The 17,349-nt window shown below is 67.4% G+C and carries 17 protein-coding genes; 8 read left to right on the top strand and 9 right to left on the bottom strand.

Annotation, left to right across the window (positions count from 1 at the left end; all coding sequences use genetic code 11):
• Window positions 1-129: 129 nt before the first annotated feature.
• Window positions 130-900: a deoxyribonuclease IV gene (locus tag ACFU4Z_RS20440; RefSeq protein ID WP_379065180.1), complete on the bottom strand. Its 771-nt coding sequence runs from the start codon at window positions 898-900 to the stop codon at window positions 130-132.
• Between the two features lie 151 nt (window positions 901-1,051).
• Here ACFU4Z_RS20440 and ACFU4Z_RS20435 point away from each other — a divergent pair, with 151 nt between their 5' ends.
• The 3 genes from ACFU4Z_RS20435 to ACFU4Z_RS20425 all read left to right on the top strand — a co-directional run bounded on the left by ACFU4Z_RS20435 (window position 1,052) and on the right by ACFU4Z_RS20425 (window position 4,877).
• On the top strand, window positions 1,052-2,743 hold the full coding sequence (locus ACFU4Z_RS20435; protein WP_379065178.1) for a protein kinase: 1,692 nt from the start codon (window positions 1,052-1,054) through the stop codon (window positions 2,741-2,743).
• A 148-nt stretch (window positions 2,744-2,891) separates the two neighbouring features.
• Window positions 2,892-4,688 (top strand): protein kinase, encoded by a 1,797-nt coding sequence (locus tag ACFU4Z_RS20430; protein WP_379065176.1) that lies wholly within the window; start codon window positions 2,892-2,894, stop codon window positions 4,686-4,688.
• 48 nt (window positions 4,689-4,736) lie between these two features.
• Window positions 4,737-4,877, top strand: coding sequence for a hypothetical protein (locus ACFU4Z_RS20425; RefSeq protein ID WP_379065174.1), 141 nt, complete (start codon window positions 4,737-4,739; stop codon window positions 4,875-4,877).
• 58 nt (window positions 4,878-4,935) lie between these two features.
• On the opposite strand, the gene ACFU4Z_RS20420 is transcribed toward ACFU4Z_RS20425, so the two are convergent.
• The 3 genes from ACFU4Z_RS20420 to ACFU4Z_RS20410 all read right to left on the bottom strand — a co-directional run bounded on the left by ACFU4Z_RS20420 (window position 4,936) and on the right by ACFU4Z_RS20410 (window position 6,949).
• Entirely contained in the window at window positions 4,936-5,745 is an 810-nt protein-coding gene (locus ACFU4Z_RS20420) for a hypothetical protein (protein WP_379065172.1), read from the bottom strand.
• Window positions 5,746-5,807: 62 nt separating this feature from the next.
• Complete coding sequence (locus ACFU4Z_RS20415; protein ID WP_379065170.1) at window positions 5,808-6,641, bottom strand: GNAT family N-acetyltransferase; 834 nt, start codon at window positions 6,639-6,641, stop codon at window positions 5,808-5,810.
• A 95-nt stretch (window positions 6,642-6,736) separates the two neighbouring features.
• Window positions 6,737-6,949: a hypothetical protein gene (locus ACFU4Z_RS20410; protein ID WP_379065168.1), complete on the bottom strand. Its 213-nt coding sequence runs from the start codon at window positions 6,947-6,949 to the stop codon at window positions 6,737-6,739.
• Between the two features lie 371 nt (window positions 6,950-7,320).
• On the opposite strand from ACFU4Z_RS20410, the gene ACFU4Z_RS20405 reads away from it, so the two are divergent.
• Complete coding sequence (locus ACFU4Z_RS20405) at window positions 7,321-7,800, top strand: hypothetical protein (protein ID WP_379065166.1); 480 nt, start codon at window positions 7,321-7,323, stop codon at window positions 7,798-7,800.
• A 55-nt stretch (window positions 7,801-7,855) separates the two neighbouring features.
• On the opposite strand, the gene ACFU4Z_RS20400 is transcribed toward ACFU4Z_RS20405, so the two are convergent.
• Both ACFU4Z_RS20400 and ACFU4Z_RS20395 read right to left on the bottom strand, forming a co-directional pair.
• Window positions 7,856-8,983, bottom strand: a complete 1,128-nt coding sequence (locus tag ACFU4Z_RS20400; protein WP_379065164.1) for an acyl-CoA dehydrogenase family protein — start codon at window positions 8,981-8,983, stop codon at window positions 7,856-7,858.
• Between the two features lie 9 nt (window positions 8,984-8,992).
• On the bottom strand, window positions 8,993-10,165 hold the full coding sequence (locus tag ACFU4Z_RS20395; protein ID WP_379065162.1) for an acyl-CoA dehydrogenase family protein: 1,173 nt from the start codon (window positions 10,163-10,165) through the stop codon (window positions 8,993-8,995).
• A gap of 197 nt (window positions 10,166-10,362) precedes the next feature.
• Here ACFU4Z_RS20395 and ACFU4Z_RS20390 point away from each other — a divergent pair, with 197 nt between their 5' ends.
• Window positions 10,363-11,070 carry a hypothetical protein gene (locus ACFU4Z_RS20390; RefSeq protein WP_379065160.1) on the top strand — a complete coding sequence of 236 codons (708 nt, stop codon included), beginning with the start codon at window positions 10,363-10,365 and terminating at the stop codon, window positions 11,068-11,070.
• Window positions 11,071-11,234: 164 nt separating this feature from the next.
• On the opposite strand, the gene ACFU4Z_RS20385 is transcribed toward ACFU4Z_RS20390, so the two are convergent.
• Window positions 11,235-12,386, bottom strand: coding sequence for an epoxide hydrolase family protein (locus ACFU4Z_RS20385; protein ID WP_379065158.1), 1,152 nt, complete (start codon window positions 12,384-12,386; stop codon window positions 11,235-11,237).
• Window positions 12,387-12,483: 97 nt separating this feature from the next.
• Here ACFU4Z_RS20385 and ACFU4Z_RS20380 point away from each other — a divergent pair, with 97 nt between their 5' ends.
• Window positions 12,484-13,446, top strand: a complete 963-nt coding sequence (locus tag ACFU4Z_RS20380; RefSeq protein WP_379065156.1) for a helix-turn-helix transcriptional regulator — start codon at window positions 12,484-12,486, stop codon at window positions 13,444-13,446.
• Between the two features lie 196 nt (window positions 13,447-13,642).
• Here the strand turns inward: ACFU4Z_RS20380 and ACFU4Z_RS20375 are convergent, their stop codons facing one another.
• Window positions 13,643-15,034: an MFS transporter gene (locus ACFU4Z_RS20375; RefSeq protein WP_379065154.1), complete on the bottom strand. Its 1,392-nt coding sequence runs from the start codon at window positions 15,032-15,034 to the stop codon at window positions 13,643-13,645.
• 52 nt (window positions 15,035-15,086) lie between these two features.
• Here ACFU4Z_RS20375 and ACFU4Z_RS20370 point away from each other — a divergent pair, with 52 nt between their 5' ends.
• The gene (locus ACFU4Z_RS20370) at window positions 15,087-15,575 is read left to right on the top strand and encodes a winged helix-turn-helix transcriptional regulator (protein WP_379065152.1); all 489 of its coding nucleotides are present in this window, start codon (window positions 15,087-15,089) and stop codon (window positions 15,573-15,575) included.
• Between the two features lie 27 nt (window positions 15,576-15,602).
• Here the strand turns inward: ACFU4Z_RS20370 and ACFU4Z_RS20365 are convergent, their stop codons facing one another.
• Window positions 15,603-16,502, bottom strand: coding sequence for an SMP-30/gluconolactonase/LRE family protein (locus tag ACFU4Z_RS20365; protein WP_379065150.1), 900 nt, complete (start codon window positions 16,500-16,502; stop codon window positions 15,603-15,605).
• 108 nt (window positions 16,503-16,610) lie between these two features.
• Here ACFU4Z_RS20365 and ACFU4Z_RS20360 point away from each other — a divergent pair, with 108 nt between their 5' ends.
• Window positions 16,611-17,345 (top strand): alpha/beta hydrolase, encoded by a 735-nt coding sequence (locus ACFU4Z_RS20360; protein WP_379065148.1) that lies wholly within the window; start codon window positions 16,611-16,613, stop codon window positions 17,343-17,345.
• Window positions 17,346-17,349 lie beyond the last annotated feature (4 nt).

Raw genomic sequence — 17,349 nt, 5'->3', positions numbered from 1 at the left:
GGGATCACCTTCGCTGTTCGAGACTGATTGATGCGGTGTTGAGCACATCACTCGAAATGCCGCGCCAACCAGGGTTTCCGTCGCCATGATCACAATTGCAGTGCGCGCGCAATAGGCGCTTGTGCGGCGTCAGTTCACATGTTCACGCAGGTAGGCAAGGTCGGCGGCGACACCTTCTGCGGGGGTTTCGAGGATTACCGGGGCGTCGGCGGTGCGGCACACCTCGGCGAGCAGCTGCGGGTCGATGGTGCCGTCGGCGAAATTGGCGTGCCGATCGGCGCCGGAATCGAACTCGTCGCGCGAAGAGTTCACATGCACGAGGTCGATTCGGCCGGTAATCGCTTTGATCCGTTCGACGACGCCGACGAGTTCCTCACCACCCGCCCAGGCGTGGCAGGTGTCGAGGCAGAAGCCTGCGCCGTAGTCGCCGACCGCGTCCCACAGCCGGGCGATCGAATCGAAATGCCTGGCCATGGCATGGTTTCCGCCCGCGGTGTTCTCGATCAGAATGGGCACCGCGAAGCCGCCCTTGTCCTGCTGGCGTTCGAACAGCTTGCGCCAGTTATCGATTCCGGTGTCGATCTCGGCGTCGGATCGGACGTGGCCGCCATGCACGACAAGGCCGAAGGCGCCGAGATCCGCCGCGGCCTTCGCCTGCTGCGCCACCGCGTTGCGCGACGGCATCCGCAGCCGGTTGTTCAGGCTCGCCACATTGATTTGATAGGACGAGTGCACGACCACGTCGATCGGACTCGCGAGGATCTCCTCGGTCCGTGGATGCGGGGTCGGCTTGTCCCAGCTCTGCGGATCGACGACGAACAGCTGGATGACATCGGCGCCGAGTTTCTCACCGAAACCGATCGGATCGCTGTCGAGCCGGACGTGTGCTCCAATGCGCATGGGGCCACTTTATCGACTGGCACCGACAAGCCGGGAGCAACCGATACATAGGCCGAATCGATGGGCGAATGCCCGCACAACGAGTCTGTTGCATCGCGACGGCGCACAGAGATACATCGGTAGGATCCAGGTGCTCGACCCGATGAGGGGGGTGAATTCAACTGTGTTGCGCAAAGGCGACGTCTTCGCGGGCTATGCCATCCAGCGCGTGCTCGGCCACGGCGGCATGGGCACCGTCTATCTGGCCAAGCATCCGCGGCTGCCGCGGCTGACCGCGTTGAAGCTGCTGAATCCGGAGCTCTACAGCGACACCGAAATCCGCGGCCGCTTCGAGCGCGAGGCCGACCTGGTCGCCCAGCTCGACCATCCCAATATCGTGACCGTCTACGACCGCGGCGCGGAAGACGAGCAGCTGTGGATCTCCATGCAGTTCGTGCCCGGGGCGGACGCGTCCTGCGCGGATGTGAACGTGCTCGCGCCGGGCCGAGCGGTGCAGATCGTGGGCGACACCGCCATGGCCCTGGATTTCGCGCATGCCAACGGCGTGCTGCACCGTGACGTGAAACCGGCCAACATCCTGCTGGCCAAAGCGCCGATCGGACAGCCCGAACGGGTGCTGCTCACCGATTTCGGCATCGCGGGCGTGCGCGACAGCGACACCACGCTGAGCTCGGCGGGCTCGATCACCGCGACCCTCGCCTACGCCGCACCCGAACAACTGCTCGGGCTGCCGCTGGACGATCGGGCCGATCAATACGCACTCGCATGCACCCTGTTCTGGATGCTGACCGGTGTCAGCCCGTACTCCGGCGGCAACCCGGCCGCGGTTATCAACGGCCATCTCCACGGACCGGTGCCGTCCGTGTGCCACACCAGGCCGGGCATTCCACCCGCACTCGACGGGGTACTCACGCGGGCGCTGGCCAAACGATCGGCAGACCGGTTCGGCAGCTGCTCGGAGTTCGCGGCGGCGGCACGATGGGCGCTCTCGTCCAGCGGGCCGCAACACTCGCACCACCCGAACGGATCGCCGCGCACCGCACACCCCGCACCCGGCCTGCCGCCCGTCGGTACGACGCCGCCACACCACGCGCCGGCCAACCACCTGCCGCCACACCCCCTACCCCAGCACGGCCCGCGATCACACCACGCCGCACCGTATGGCCCGCCGCCGCCGCACCACGCCGCACCAGGCCACGCTCCGCAACAACCTGCATGGGCATCCTCAGCACAACCGCAGGCCGCTGCGACGCACGCCGCATCTCCTGCCACGCGACAGCAATCCACGCCACCACACCCCACACCGCCGCAGGCCACAACGCCGTATACGGCGCACCCACAAGTCGTTCCACCACACGCCGCGTCTCCTACCGCGCAGCAATTCACACTGCCGCAGTCCACAACGGCATACGCCGCGCACCGGCAGTCCGAATCACCGCGCCCGGCGTCTCCTGCCGCGCGCCGACCTGTGCCGATGCCATCCGAAACCCGGGCTCCACAAGATAATTCGGCGCCCAACGACCATTCGGTACCGCAGCGGACCGAGAATTCGCCGCAGGCCGTGGTAACACCGCCATCCCTGGCATCCTCCACCCCATCGGCACGACACAGCACCGAGGTTTCACCCGAGCAGCAGGGGCGGGCCGGGAACGCTGTGCCGACCGGATCCGCCGCAACGCCGCCGAGCGCGGCGGCACCGCGGATGCCGCTGCCACCGCGACGGAAGCCGCGTCCGGGAACCATTGCGCTACCAGATATTCGGGCGCGACCGGCCAGGTCGACGCCGCCCGATTCGGCGCGGCGCGGCGGGCGGCAACCGCCCGAACCACCCCCTCCACCATAGCTTTTCGCTATAGAATGGGCGGCTCGAGCTGCCCGAAAACTGCTAAGGTTTCGATGTTTTTCGCGCACGGGTCGGGCCGATCGCGCGTACTTATGCCGTACGTCTACACATCGGTGGGTCCCGATGTGCGGCGGGAAGTGGAGCAGACATGCTGGCCAGCGGTGACGTTTTCGCCGGCTATGTCATCGATCGGCAACTGGGTCGCGGTGGCATGGGTTCGGTCTACCTGGCGAAACATCCGCGGCTACCGCGGATGACGGCGCTGAAGCTGTTGAACAGGGAGATGTTCTTCGACAAGGAGGTGCGGGCGCGGTTCGAACGGGAGGCGGATCTGGTCGCCCAGCTCGATCACCCCAATATCGTCACGGTGTACGACCGCGGCCTCGACGACGAGCAGCTGTGGATCTCGATGCAGTACGTCGACGGCATCGACGCCGCGTCGGTGGATCCCAAGACACTGCCGCCGGAGCGGGCGGTGCAGATCATCAAGGAGACCGCGGACGCGCTCGACTACGCCCACGGCATGGGCGTGCTGCACCGCGACGTGAAGCCCGCGAACATCCTGCTGGCTCGCTCGGGCGCGGGCCGCGGCGAACGGGTGTACCTGACCGACTTCGGCATCGCCCGGCTGCGCGACGACACCGGCCATCTCACCCAGACCGGCACCTTCACCGCGACGCTCGCCTATGCCTCACCCGAGCAGCTGACCGGCGCCACACTCGACCATCGATCGGATCAGTATTCGCTGGCCTGCTCAATGTTCTGGCTGTTCACCGGCACCGGCCCCTTCGCCGCGACCAACCCGGCCGCGGTGATCCAGGGACACCTGCAGGCCGCGCCGCCCGCGCTCAGCAGCGCCCGCCCCGGACTGCCCTACGCGCTGGACAGCGTGCTCGCCAGGGCTATGGCCAAGCGGCCGGAGGACAGGTACGCCTCCTGTTCGGAGTTCGCGGCCGCCGCACGCCACGCCCTCACCAATCCGAGCGTGCCGTCGATGCCGGTGGTCGGCGGGCCGCGCCCCATCACCGGGCCCGCCGTTCCGCTGACCGGCGGACCTCGCCCGCAGACCGCACCGCCGATTCCCGTGACGGGAACACCGTTTCCGGTGGCCAACGGGCCGGGTCCGCGCACGAGCGGGGCACACCCGCTGACCGGACCACCCGTCGCCAACACCCCACCGCGCACGCACGCGCAGCCGCCTGTGCAGACCGGCCCCGCCCCGCAGCAGCCGAACCCGTACCAGCAGCCCACATTCGGATTCCACGCACCACCCGGACCGCCGAATGGTGGTGGCGTGCGGCCGATCCCACATGGTCAACCGCCGCGACACAAGTCCAACACCGGACTCATCATCGGGATCAGCGTCGGCGTGGTGGTGCTGATCGTGGTGGCGCTCGGCATTATCGGAGCGGTCACCGACGATTCGTCGTCGACCAGCAGCACCAGCACATCCACGTCGTCCACGTCGAGCAACCGCGGCACGGTGACCCCGAGCATCGAAGCGATCAGCACCGAATTCGGGCGCATGGTGCCTACGTCCAAGTCCGGCGACACCGGCTACAACGGCGCCCATTGCATCGCGGCCGATTCGACCTCGCCGTCACCGCCGACCACCGGCTCACCGGATTTCGGCAAATGGCTCTACGAGTGGGATTGCTACGGCGGCGGTGAGACCGCCAACTCGGACCCCTTCTACACGATCTTCGTCTACGAATCCGCCGCGGACGTGCAGGCCATGGTCGACGCCCTGCCGACGAATACCAAGTCGACCGACACCAACGGCGGTATGTCGTACACGAACTACAAGTACACGAACGACGGGCCCAAGATCATCACCGTCTTCACCGGCGACAAGGATCGCGCCCAATTCGCCATGTACACCGACGGTCTCGCGGGCAGCATCGACAAGGCCATGCGCTGGTGGCGCACGGCGCCGCTGAACTGACGCGAAAACCGTTCGCATCCGAGGGCTACTGCTCGGCACAGGTGAGGGGTGGGGACGGCGATCCCGGGCGACACGGTCGAACTGACCATGCGATCGGGTCGCTCGGTTCCGCTCGGGCCGGGCCTCGGCTTCGTCATCCGCGAGGGCGGGCGCACCGTCGGTGCGGGCACGGCGCTCGGCACCGACTAGCGGTGGCGATGCGGGGAGCCGCGATGTTCCTGCGGCTCCCCGCATTCACGGCCGATTTCTACTGTGCCGCATCGTCGTCCGGGAGGTGCGATTCCGGATCCAGGGTCGGCACCCTGGTGGCGCGCATCGACAGGAAGGTATCGAGCAGCGCGAGTCTGTCGACGGTCAGCCCGGTTGTCATGGACGACAGTTCGTCCAGCAGAATCTCCGCTCCCGAGGCCACCTCGATCCCGGGCGATCCCGGGTCGACCCGACGCCACGGCAGCGCGATGGACCACGAGGGGTCGCCGCAGGCCCACGCCCACAGGACGGAACGGACCACCGTGTGCATGGTGGTGTACACCCGGAAATGCTCCGCCTCGGATCCGGCTCGGTGTTCGAGTTCGTAGACCCACTCGTAGCGGCGCGCCCCGATGTAGTTGTCGTCGTCGCGCGCCACGACCAGAAAGGGGTCGTCCGGATCGGTTCCCGCGACCACGAGGTCTTCCAGCAGCGGGGCGGTGAGGTACGGCAGCGTCCGCCCGTCACCGACGGTGACCATGACGTCGACGTGGCCACGTGGGTCGTAGAGATGCCCGGTCTGCACATCCAGCACCGCGAGGTCGCGATCCTTGGTCAGCTCCAGCACGGTGTGCAGGTGCCGGTTGCGGCCGGGCCCGGTGGCGCGCAGGACCGCTCCGCGGGAGTCCGCAATGGTGACGACCAGATCGTCGGCACTGGTGCGGCCGTTGGCCTCGGCCACGAACTCACACACATCAGGCGAGACGGCACCGCTGTAGGGATGAGCCCACATCTGCCGGTACCGCTCGAGTGCGTCGAGGGCGGTATCGACGTCGGCGGCCGGGGCTACCCCGAAATCGCAACTCACCCAATCGAGTTAACCCGATAACAATAGGTTCCCCAGGATTGGGGACTAGTGCGCAGTCGCTATCAGGTGAATGCGTAGTGCACGAATTCACCGGCCGGCTCGAAACCGATGGCCCGATAGATCTTGTTCGAGGTGGGGTTGTCGATATCGGCGAAAAGGCAGACGTCGATGCCCTCGGCGCGCAGCGTGTGCGCCACATGAGCGGTGAGAATGCCGGCGTAACCATGGCAGCGGTCGGCGGGCGGGGTGTAGACGGGGCCGATGCGGGACCAGCCGTACACGGGCGCCTGATGGGCCGCCAACGAGACCGGCCTGCCCTCGTTTTCCCATAGCCACCACCGCCCCGCCGCGATCCGCTTGCCCACGAGCGTCGCGTTCCACCCCGCTGGGCTCATGCCCGACTCGACCTGCATGGCCGCCGACCAAGCGAGGCACAGTTCGGTGTCGGATTCGACCGCGCGGCGCGGCGAACCGGCGGCCGCGGGGAACCGGAGCGTGCCGAGCCGATACAGGCGAGTGGTGTAAGCGTGCCGATACCCGACGCCGAGCATCGCACTCCAGCGGTCGCCGAACCGGGTGGCGGTCGAGATGGCCCCTTCGACTCCGCCTGCGTCGGGAGCGATCTCGGCAAGCGCCTCGGCGACGGCGTCCACGCAGCCGTCGGCGAGCTCACCGAGGTACAGGTCGCGACCCGCACCGCGCATCGCCACACCGAGCACCGTGCCGTCCTCGGCGTGCGCCGAGAGGAAACGCGACGGCGCGTTCGAGCCGTCCAAACCACTGGCGGAGTTGACGGCACCGGTGGTGATCACTGTGTGCCGCAGGGGGTCACGGCGCAGGAACGTCTCGGTCCGCGATCGGAACTCCGCGGGGTCCGTGGTGATCTCGATCCTCATGGGATCAGGCTAGAGCTCCGAACGTGATGCGCGCTCACGATTCTCGCGACCGCACACCGCACCGATACCGATACCGATACCGATACGTCGGGGTTTCAGCCGGTTTCGCCCACTCGCGCGCCTTCGGCGCGAAGCTTGAGCAGGACCAGACCCGCTGTGCACGCCAGAATCAGTCCGGCAACCGTGATTTCGACATGTAAGCCGGCAATGCCGAGGACAGCCCCGACGATTCCGCCGACGAAAATCAGCCAGCCCGATATCCGCGACAGAGTCGTGGACAGGGTGTGCACTGGCTGGTTCGACACCATATGCTGCGCCGTTGCCGGGGCCGCTGGTTCAGCGGCTGCCGACGAGGCATGCAGCGGAGTTGTCGAGTAAGCTCCCATCATCTACTCCTCGATGACGCCGATCAGAGTGTTGCTGTCGCGCAAATCGCACCGCGCGTCTCTCATCTGGATACAGGCGTCTCACGCGTAACTTTGATCACACGCTAGGCCACGGGACGTGGTTCATCCGCGACACGTGCCCGCGACACGCAAAGTAGATCAATTCGATATCTGAATTACAGATGTTTAAGATGCGCGTGTTCGGCGCATCGCCAGCAATTTCTCACCTGTGGCCGGGCCGCCCGGACTCGATTAGTGTGAGCCCGACTCGATACGCACGAGGAGTGTCACCGATGGAGAGCAGCAGGACCAAGATCGCCGGTCCGGCGATCGCCGCGGGCGCGGTCTCCCTCGGACTCGTCCTGATCGGCGCCTGTGGTGTCGGTAAACACGACACCTATGTCCCACCACCGCCGATCAAGTCTGCCGCCGATGCCGCACCGACGATGCGGGAAGGCTCCAGCGTGACGGTGCCGAAGGTCTTCATTCCGCCCTCACCGACCTGGAAGGTCGCCCCCAACGCACCGCGCAGGGATGTGGCTTTCACCGTGCCGCCGACGGCGGGGCCGGGGGAATCGACCACCCGGGCGCCTCGGACGACGACGTTGCGGGCCGACACCAGTCCGCTGCCGCCACCACCGATCGTCACGACCGAGGCCCCCGAACCGGTGACCGCGCCGCCACCCACGGTCGCACCGACGACACCGCCCGCCGAACCGACGCCGCCGCTGGCCACGACACCAGCCGCCGAGCCATCGGGCGGCGGCGAGTAATCCGATAACCCGTGACGGTGCGTGAGCTCACGGCCCACGCACCGTCATCCGGTTTCTAGAGCTCGGCCAGGTCGTATTCGCCGACCCCCGCGGTCAGCACCCGCAAGTGCTCGAAGCCGCCGCCGAGCGTGCGCTCGATGGCGGTGAGCCGGGCAACATAGTGGCCGACAGGGTATTCCGCGGTGACACCGATGCCGCCGTGCATCTGGATCGCTTCCTGACCGACGTGCCGTGCGGCCCGGCCGACCTGCAACCGGGCCCGCGACGCGACCACCGCGTCATCGCCACCGTCCGCCAGCGATGCCGTCGCGTAGAGGCTCATACTGCGCGCGAGCTCGAGCGAGACGTACATGTTCGCCGCCCGCTGGGTCAGGGTCTGGAACTTCGACAGCGTGACACCGAACTGCTTACGCGTGCGCAGATATTCGGCGGTCAGCCGCAGCGCCTCCTCCATCACGCCGATGGACTCCGCACACAGCCCGGCCTGGGCGTGCACGGTGGTCGACTCGATCGCCGACGCGGCGTCGAGGTTGTCACCGAGCAATTCCGCGGGCGCCTTGTCGAACTCGAGCTGTGCGCCACGCCGGCCGTCCACCGTCCGGTAGGACTTGCGAACCACGCCGGCGGCGTCGGGACCGACCAGGAACAGACCGACACCGCCACCGGGCAGCACGGCGCTCACCACGAGCTCATCGGCGCAGTCGCCATGCGGCACCGGGTTTTTGATGCCGGTCAGCACGTAGGAATCGCCCTGCGCCGTCGCAGTCGTGCCCAGCTCGGTGGACGGCCAGCGCACCCCGGGCTCGGCATGCGCGAAGGCGAGCAGCTTATTGCCCTCGACCACCTCGGGCAGGATCCGCTGCCGTTGCTCGGCACTGCCGACCCTGGCGATCAAGCCACCCGGCACCAGCACCGCGTCCAGGATCGGCTCCGGTGCGAGCCTGCGGCCGATCTCCTCCAGCACGAGGTCGGTCTCCACCGGCCCGGCGCCGACGCCACCGTCCTCCTCGGTGAAGCTCAGGCCGAGCACGCCGAGCTCGGCGAGCTGACGCCACACATCGCGGTTCCAGCCGAGTTCGGTGTCGGTGACCTTGAGCCGGGATTCGGGATCGTAGTTGCGGGCCAGCAGATCACGGACGGTGTCACGCAGCATGACCTGTTCATCGGTGAGTTCGAAATCCATGGTGTCGCCTCACAATCCGAGGATCGTGGAGGCGATGATGGTGCGCTGCACCTCGCTCGAACCTCCGTAGATGGTTGTCTTGCGGTAGTTCAGGTAGCCGGGGCCGCTGCGCTGCGCCCAGCCGGGCGAGGCGATGTCGTCGGCGTCGACCGGCACCGCGTCCTGGCCCGCGATATCGAGCAGCAATTCGGTGGCGGCCTGCTGCAGCTCGGAGCCACGCAGCTTCAGCACCGACGAGGCCGGATTCGGCTTGCCCTCGACGGAGTTGGAGACCACGCGCAGCTGGGTGATCTCCAGCGCGAGCAGTTCGTTCTCCAGCTCGGCGATCCGCGCCGCGAAGACCGGGTCCTCGAGCAGCGTGCCCGAGCCCGACTTGGTCTGGCGCGCATAGTCTTTCGCCACACCGATCTTGACCTTGGTGCGGCCGACACCGGTGATGCCGGTGCGCTCGTTGCCGAGCAGGAACTTGGCGTAGGTCCAGCCCATGTTCTCCTCGCCGACCAGCTGATCGGCGGGCACTCGGACGTTCTCGAAGAAGACCTCGTTCACCTCGTAGCCGCCGTCGATGAGCTTGATCGGGCGGACGGTGACACCGGGGCTTTTCACGTCGAACAGCAGGAAAGAAATGCCCGCCTGCTTCTTCGGCGCGTTCGGATCGGTGCGCACCAGGCAGAAGATCCAGTCCGCGTACTGCGCGAGCGTGGTCCAGATCTTCTGGCCGTTGACGATGTAGGAATCGCCGTCGCGCACCGCGGTGGTGCGCAGCGAGGCCAGGTCCGAACCCGCGTCGGGCTCGGAGAAGCCCTGGCACCACCAGATGTCCAGTGCCGCGGTCGCAGGCAGGAAGCGCTGCTTGACCTCTTGCGATCCGAACTGCGCGATCACCGGGCCGACCATCTGGGCGTTGAACGTCAGCGGCTCCGGCACCGAGGCCAGCTGCATTTCGTCCTGCCAGATGTGGCGCTGCATCGGCGTCCAGTCCTTGCCGCCCCACTCCACCGGCCAGTTCGGCACGGCGAGGCCATGGTCGTTGAGGATTTTGTGCGCGGTGACGATGTCGTCGCGGGACAGTTCGCGGCCGTATTTCACGCGCTCACGGATGTCTTCGGGGATCTCGGTCCGGTAGAACTTTCGCAGCTCATCGCGAAAGGCCACCTCGTCGGGGGACAGACTGATTTTCATACACATCTCCCGGTGTGTCTCGTACGTCCGAGTCAAACCTACCCTCCGGTAATCTCCCATTGCCTACTGGGTCACAGCGGGAGGACACGCACTCGCCCGCCCACCGCCACCGGCTAGCTCGGCGACGGAAACAACGAGCTGGTACCTTGCTGGGCGTGGGTTGGGGAACCCTGGGGATCGGTATCTAGGAGTAACGAGTGAACGGCAGACCCATCGCACGCGCGGCCGCGGCAGTGACCTCCCTCGGCATCGGTGCGGTGCTGGCACTCACCGGGACCGCGACGGCCGAACCGGTCGCGCCCTCGCCGGTCGACATCGGCCTCGCCCAGCTCAGCGGCACCGCGGGAACCGACACGGCCGCGCAGGCGGGTGTCGGCGCCCTACAGCAGTACACCAAGCTCGTCGACGTCGCAGAACTGCGGCACGTCGCGGGCACATTCATTCCGTTCGCGTACGCGGCGCCGACCTTCGGCTGCGGCAGCAACGGCCCCATCACCACCATCATCGCCGCGGCCACCGCCAACGGGCCCACCCCGAACGAGGGCGCGAACCCCAGCCCGGGCACCCTCCGGTTCAGCGCAACGCCCGCGCACTCGGGTTCGCCACTGGCCTCCGGACTGACGGTGGCCTGGATCAACATCAATACCGGCGCCAGCGGTCTCGACATGCTCGACGACAGGACCGAATACGGCCTGCCGACACTGTCGAAGGCCGTGGCGAGCGGATCGGGCACTGTCCTCGCCTCGATGTGGGGCATCATCGACTACCCGGGCGCGCACTGCGTGATGACCCCGACGGTCGGGATGTTCACGGTGCCCAACGCCCCCGCGCCCGCTCCGGCCGCGCCCGCCGCCCCCGGCGAAACGCCGTCGGACCCGGGCGCTGCGCAGCCCGCCCCCCGCTGACTCCAGCTCCCAGGCATCGCCGCGGCCGCTGTCCCGATGCTCACACAAGCGTCGATCGAGTCGAGCGCGGCACGGTCGATCAGCGAACCGCCCGACTCCGATCTCGTTGCCCGCGTAGCAATTCGGGTGCGGTCGTGCGGTGACCGCACCCGAATTCATTGCCCTCAGCGCAGCTTCGCGAAGAAGGTACTGACGTCGGCGGCGTGCATGTCCGGAAGTTCCATCGGGATGAAATGGTTGCCGGTGTTGCCTTCCGGCCAGTGCGCAATGATGTTGTCGCGCTCGGCAAGTCGGCGCATGAGGGCGGACCCGCCGGCGTAGACGCCGGTGGGGACCAGCTGCTGACCGGTGGGCCAGGTGAACCCGCCGTTGCCGTCGACACCGTTGTACATCGGCCAGGACGACGTGCCCGCGGTGTTGGTGAACCAGTACAGGCTGATGTTGGTCAGCAGATGGTCGCGGTCCATGACGTCTTCGGCCCGGTCTGCCAGCGGGGTGAATTCGTCGAACTTCTGCATGAGCCAGGCCAGCAGGCCGACCGGCGAATCGGTCCAGGCGTGCGCGAAAGTCTGTGGGGCCGAGCGCAATAGGACGTGGTGGTTGATACCCCCGGACATCCACTGCTGCATCTGATCCCATTCGGCGCGTTCGTCGGTGGACATGGTCGGCACATCGGCCTCGGTCGGCATCCCGATGCCGCCGTCGATGTGCACCCCGATCACCCGATCGGGCGCGGCGATCGCCATTTCGGGCGCGACGTAGGCACCGAGGTCACCGCCCTGCGTGCCGTAGCGCTGGTAACCGAGGCGGTCCATCAGCGTCACCCACATCTCGGCGACCCGGCGCACCGTCATGCCGGTATCGTGCGGCGCTTCGGAGAAGGCGAAACCAGGGACGGAGGGGATCACGACGTGGAACGCTTGCGCGGGATCGAGGTCGTGTGCGCGCGGATCGGTCAGCAGCCCAATAGTTTTGGTGAACTCCACGAACGAATTCGGCCAGCCGTGGGTGAGGATCAGCGGGAGCGCCCCGGGTTCGGGCGAGCGCACGTGCAGGAAATGCACGTCGAGGCCGTCGATTTCGGTGACGAACTGCGGGAACTCGTTCAGCGCCGCTTCCTGTGCCCGCCAATCGAATCCGGTGCGCCAGTATTCGGCCAGTTCCTTCAGGTAGTCGACACGGACTCCGCGCTCCCGGCCGACGCCGGGCAGCTGGGCCGACCAGCGGGTGCGCGTAAGCCGTTCGATCAGGTCGTCGACATCCGCCTGCGGGATGTCGATGCGGAAGGGGCGAATGGCCGTGCGGTCGTTTTCCATCAGGAGGGCTCCTTGCCGGTCAGTCGTTCGGTTCGTGATCAACGGTAGGATTCATATAGGACTATCTATGTCCTAGTTATCTGGAATCCTGAAAATCATGAACGACACCCCCGCTCGCCTGCTGCGGCTGCTCTCGCTGCTGCAGACGCCTCGCGAATGGCCGGGCAGCGAATTGGCCGACCGGCTCAACGTCACCGATCGCACCGTGCGCCGCGATATCGAGCGGTTGCGCGACCTCGGCTACCCGGTCGAAGCGACGATGGGCGCGCTCGGCGGCTACCGGCTGGTCGCGGGCACCGCGATGCCGCCGCTGCTGGTGGACGACGACGAAGCGGTCGCCATCGCGGTCGGACTGCGCGCCGCCGCCGGATACGCCGTCGCGGGCATCGAGGAGGCGTCGGTGCGCGCGTTGGCCAAGGTGGAGCAGGTGCTCCCCGCGAAATTGCGCAGGCGAGTTCGGGTCCTCGGCGCCGCGATGACGCTGCCGAACGATGACGGCCCCTCCGTCGACCCGGACGTGCTGACGACACTGGCCTCGGCCGTAGCCAACAGGGAGCGAGTGCGCTTCGCCTACCGCAGCGGCGCAGGCACCCCAACCCGCCGCCATGTGGAACCGGCCGGGCTCGTCGCCGCCCGCCGCCGCTGGTATCTCGTTGCCCACGACATGGAACGTGACGACTGGCGCGTCTTCCGCCTCGACCGGATCGAACGCCCACAGGCCACCGGCGCGCGCTGCACCCCACGCGAACTTCCCGCCGCCGATCCCGCCGCGTATGTGGCCGGACGCCGAACCGATTGGGGCACACCCACTTACCGCGTCAGCGTGACAATCCACGCACCGGCCGGAAAGGTCGCGGGCCGACTGGGCGACACCCTGGGCGACCTAGCCGCGATCGATCGCGACTCCTGCCTGCTCGAGGCCACCCGCGACGACTCGCCGGAGTGGTTGGCACACCGCCTGATCGGACTCGGCGTCGACTTCCAGGTGCACGAGCCACCCGCCTTGGTCGCACACCTGCGCACTATCCGCACCCGGATCACCACAGCCATCACGGAGTGATGCGGACCCGGCTACGCGGTCGTCATCCGACACCAGTGGCTGATCTCGCGCCGATGGTCGGCCTCGTCGCTTCGATGTGACGATTCGGCTTGCGTCAGTGCGCGATCCTGAGCTGATCACCAGACAGTGACGGTAGACCCGACTTCCAGGGACAACACTTATTCCGCTGTGGCGGCACGATATTCGGCGCTTGCGGTCATGACGACACCGCCGCCGGAACCGACTCCTGAACCCGTGTCGGACGCAGCGCCAACGCGACGACGCCTGCGGCGAGCGCCGCGGAGATACCGAGCAGGAAGGCTCGGTGCGAGGCGTTCAGTGCGGCCTGCAAGGTGATCGGTGAGCCGATGATGGCGATCAGAATGGCGGTGCCGAGCACTGCGCCGAACTGGCGGAAGGCGGCGCCGACCGCGCTGGCGGAGCCGTAGCGGTCGGCCGGGACATTGGCTAGCGAGGCGGCGCCGAGGGCTGGGAAGGCCAGCCCGATACCGATGCCGACCAGCGACTGGCCGGGGAGCCAGGTGCCGAGGAAGTCGGGCTCGGCCCCGCTGCCGCGTAGGACGAGTAGGCCGATGGCATAGACGATGGTGCCGGGGACGATCACCGCTCGGTGGCCGTACCGGTCCGCGATGCGGCCCGCGGGGATGGCGACCACGGTGGTCACCAACGGGCCGGGCAGCACCGCCAAACCCGCCTTCAGAATGCTGTATTGCCAGACACCGGTGAGGAAAAGGATGTTGCCGAGGATCATCGAGAAGAAGGCGACGGCGAACAACAAGGTGCCGACGTTGCCGATCGCGAAGCTCGGTATCCGCATCAGCACCGGGTCGACCACCGGTTGCGGGTGAACCAGGCACCGACGCACCAGCCAGCCGATCAGCACCGCCGCGGCGACGAAGCAGGCCACCGTATCGAGGCTGTCCCAACCCCAGCTGTCGCCCTGGATGATCGCCAGCGCGAGCAGCCCGAGTCCGGCCGCGGACAGCACCGCGCCGATCAGGTCGGGCAGGGCGGTCGCGTTGTCGTCCTTGCTTTCGCGGAGCCCGGATCGACCCGCGGCGAGAATCAGCAGCCCAACCGGAATGTTGATCAGGAAGATCCAGCGCCAGTCCGCGATCTCGATGAGGAGACCACCCAGCGGCGGTCCGGCCCCCGCCGCGAGCGCCGCCGCCGCGCCCCAGATCCCGACGGCCGCGGCCCGCCGCTCCGAGGGGAACTCGGGCAGCAGCAGCGCCAACGAGACCGGCGCGATGACGGCCGCGGCCACGCCCTGCAGCGAGCGGGCGCTGACAAGTAGCTGCCAGTTCGGCGCCAATGCACACGCGATCGAGGTGATGACGAAAAGGCCTATCCCCCAGAGCAGCACGCGCTTGTGTCCGAGCCGGTCGGCGAGCCCACCCGCGGGAACGAGCAACGCGGCCATGGCGATGAAGTACGCGTCGAGCACCCAGCTCAATTGCGCCCGGCTGGCCGCGGGGTAGGAGGCCGCAATGTCGGGAAAGCTCACGTTGACGATCGAGGTGTCGAGGAAGGCGAGAAACGCGCTCCCGCAGATGGCCGCTAGCGCCAGCGCGCGTCTTTGGAACATGCGTAGACGCTAAGCGGCGTCGTTGCAATTTGCAACGGATAGGCTGGGGGCGATGAAACACGACGATCTGCTGGCGAGTAATTGCGCGATCGAACGCTCCGGAGCGGTTCTCGGTGAGCGCTGGGTGATTGCCATCCTGCGCGCAGCCTATTTCCGCGCCCGCACCTTCGAGGACTATCAGCGCAAAACCGGCATCGCACGAAACATCCTGACCGAACGGCTCAACCGCCTGGTCGCCTTCGGCATCATGGAACGCCGCGTCTACGCCTCCGGCCCGCAGCGCGCCCTGCACGAATACCACCTCACCACCGCCGGAATGGATCTCTATCCGGTCGTCGCCGCCATCCTCGCCTGGGGCGAGAAGCACACGGGCCTGATCAACGGCGCCCCCACAGAACTGGTGCACCGCACCTGCGGCGAAGTGACGCACGCCAAAGTGGTGTGCGATTGCTGCGGTGGCGAGCTACACCCGCACGACATCGAGGTCCGTCCCGGCCCCGGCGCGAAAAGCCCGGCGCCACCGTGGACGCCGATCGGCTGACCTCGCCGCCCCGGCGAGTACTCGCGGCTAGCGCGGGAGCCGGATGCGCAGGATCGCGCCGCCCTCGGTGCCGGCAAGCAGTTCGTCGGGATGACCGGGCACGGCCGCGACCGAGGTCATCGGCTGGTCGGTGAGCACGGTGCAGGCGGCGTTCGTGTCCGGGTCGATACGGACCAGTTGGCCGGAGATGGTGGTGACGTACAGGATGCCGTCCCGGTCGACCAGGTCGTCGGCGAAGTCGGGAATGCCGGGCAGCGTCGAGGACAGGTCGGCGACGACGGATCGGACGGACGGATCGTCGATGGACATGCGCAGCACACGACCGAGTGGATTGCCGTTCGACGTCAGATAGAGCGAGCGATCACGAACGACGATGCCGTTGGCAGTGGCCGTGGTGGCCCGCGCGGTCCACTCGGTATCGACGACACCGTCCCTGCGGACACGGATCACACCGGAGGTGGCCGCCACATAGAGATTGCCCGCCTGATCGAAGGCAGCCCCGTTGGGCATGGTGAAACCGGAAACGAACGTCTCGGGCTTCGGGTCGGCAGCGGTGGGGTCGAACCGCACGACACCGCCCGGTCGCAACACGCTGGTGGGTGAATCGCCGTAGACGACGTAGAGCAGTCCGTCGGGTCCTTGACGCACCGCACCCGGGTATTCGACGGGAACTCGCGCGGTCAGCGCGCCCGAGCTGTCGTAGCGCTGGACTTCATTGCGGTAGAGGCGCGACACCCACAGGTTGCCCTGCGCGTCATAGCCCACGTTCTCCGACCAGTCGAGGATCGGAACACCTGCGGGCACCGCGGTTGCGGCCCGCGCGGGGGCGCACGCGGCGATCGGCTCGGCGGTAGCAGGGGTAGCGACCCCACCGCAGGCGACGGCGACCAGTGCGGCGATCGGCCAGCAACGATGAATTCGACGCACCCGGCACCTCTGCTCTCGAGACGAACACTGCTCGTCCAGCAGTTTAGACACTGTGCGAATTAGGCGATGAAGTCGACTGATTCGCACAAGATTTGGCACTATCTGTAGATGCCCTTTTTCGTCGGCGCTCGTGGCCGTATGCACTATCGGCGGTGGCCGGTCGCAAACGACGGCGACAGAGCGGGTGTGATCGTATTACTGCCCGGTATCGGACAGCACAGCGGGCACTACCACCGCTTTGCGCGGACGGCGCGCGCCGCCGGGATCGAGGCATGGGCGCTGGACACCTCGGGCTACGGGCTGAGCGAAGGCGATCCGAGCAACCCGGGAACCCTGGCCGAACTGGTGGCGGACGCGACCATGCTGATCGAGCTGGTGCGGGCCGAGCTACCGGGCACGCCACTGATCCTGATGGGTCATTCGCTCGGGGCCGTCACGGCGCTCGGCGCACTCGGCGCGGCGGTGCCCGACCGGGCATCGGCGACCGACGACCTGAACGCGGTGGAGGCGGATTACCCGCGGACTCCGAGCCTGTCGCCGAGCGCGCTGGTCGGGCTGGTGTTGTCCGGAGTGCCGAAGCGGGCGCTCGGCGGCGGCGTACCCGGTGCGCCGGGATCGCCATTGCCCGGGTCGCTTCCGGTGCTGGCAGTGCACGGTGTCGAGGATCGGCGCGCGCCGATCGAGGCGATGAGGGTCTGGACTGGACGCCACGAATCGGTAGATTTACGCGAATACGCCGACACCGGACACGATCTGCTGCACGAGCCGGTGCATGCGCGGGTCGCCGCCGACATCGCGGAGTGGGTGCAGGGTGTCGTCGTGGGGTTGGCACGACACCGATGAGCTG

Origin of the sequence: Nocardia sp. NPDC057440 (genome assembly GCF_042802915.1) — a bacterium.
Taxonomy (GTDB): domain Bacteria; phylum Actinomycetota; class Actinomycetes; order Mycobacteriales; family Mycobacteriaceae; genus Nocardia.
This window is presented reverse-complemented; position numbering and strand designations above follow the sequence as displayed.

Bases quoted from the DNA above. Each gene is read 5' to 3' on its own strand.
- ACFU4Z_RS20440 (WP_379065180.1), bottom strand. From the start codon at position 900: ATGCGCATTGGAGCACACGTCCGGCTCGACAGCGATCCGATCGGTTTC.
- ACFU4Z_RS20380 (WP_379065156.1), top strand. From the start codon at position 12,484: ATGAACGACACCCCCGCTCGCCTGCTGCGGCTGCTCTCGCTGCTGCAG.
- ACFU4Z_RS20385 (WP_379065158.1), bottom strand. From the start codon at position 12,386: ATGGAAAACGACCGCACGGCCATTCGCCCCTTCCGCATCGACATCCCG.
- ACFU4Z_RS20410 (WP_379065168.1), bottom strand. From the start codon at position 6,949: ATGGTGTCGAACCAGCCAGTGCACACCCTGTCCACGACTCTGTCGCGG.
- ACFU4Z_RS20370 (WP_379065152.1), top strand. From the start codon at position 15,087: ATGAAACACGACGATCTGCTGGCGAGTAATTGCGCGATCGAACGCTCC.
- ACFU4Z_RS20395 (WP_379065162.1), bottom strand. From the start codon at position 10,165: ATGAAAATCAGTCTGTCCCCCGACGAGGTGGCCTTTCGCGATGAGCTG.
- ACFU4Z_RS20360 (WP_379065148.1), top strand. From the start codon at position 16,611: ATGCCCTTTTTCGTCGGCGCTCGTGGCCGTATGCACTATCGGCGGTGG.
- ACFU4Z_RS20415 (WP_379065170.1), bottom strand. From the start codon at position 6,641: ATGAGGATCGAGATCACCACGGACCCCGCGGAGTTCCGATCGCGGACC.
- ACFU4Z_RS20375 (WP_379065154.1), bottom strand. From the start codon at position 15,034: ATGTTCCAAAGACGCGCGCTGGCGCTAGCGGCCATCTGCGGGAGCGCG.
- ACFU4Z_RS20430 (WP_379065176.1), top strand. From the start codon at position 2,892: ATGCTGGCCAGCGGTGACGTTTTCGCCGGCTATGTCATCGATCGGCAA.
- ACFU4Z_RS20400 (WP_379065164.1), bottom strand. From the start codon at position 8,983: ATGGATTTCGAACTCACCGATGAACAGGTCATGCTGCGTGACACCGTC.
- ACFU4Z_RS20405 (WP_379065166.1), top strand. From the start codon at position 7,321: ATGGAGAGCAGCAGGACCAAGATCGCCGGTCCGGCGATCGCCGCGGGC.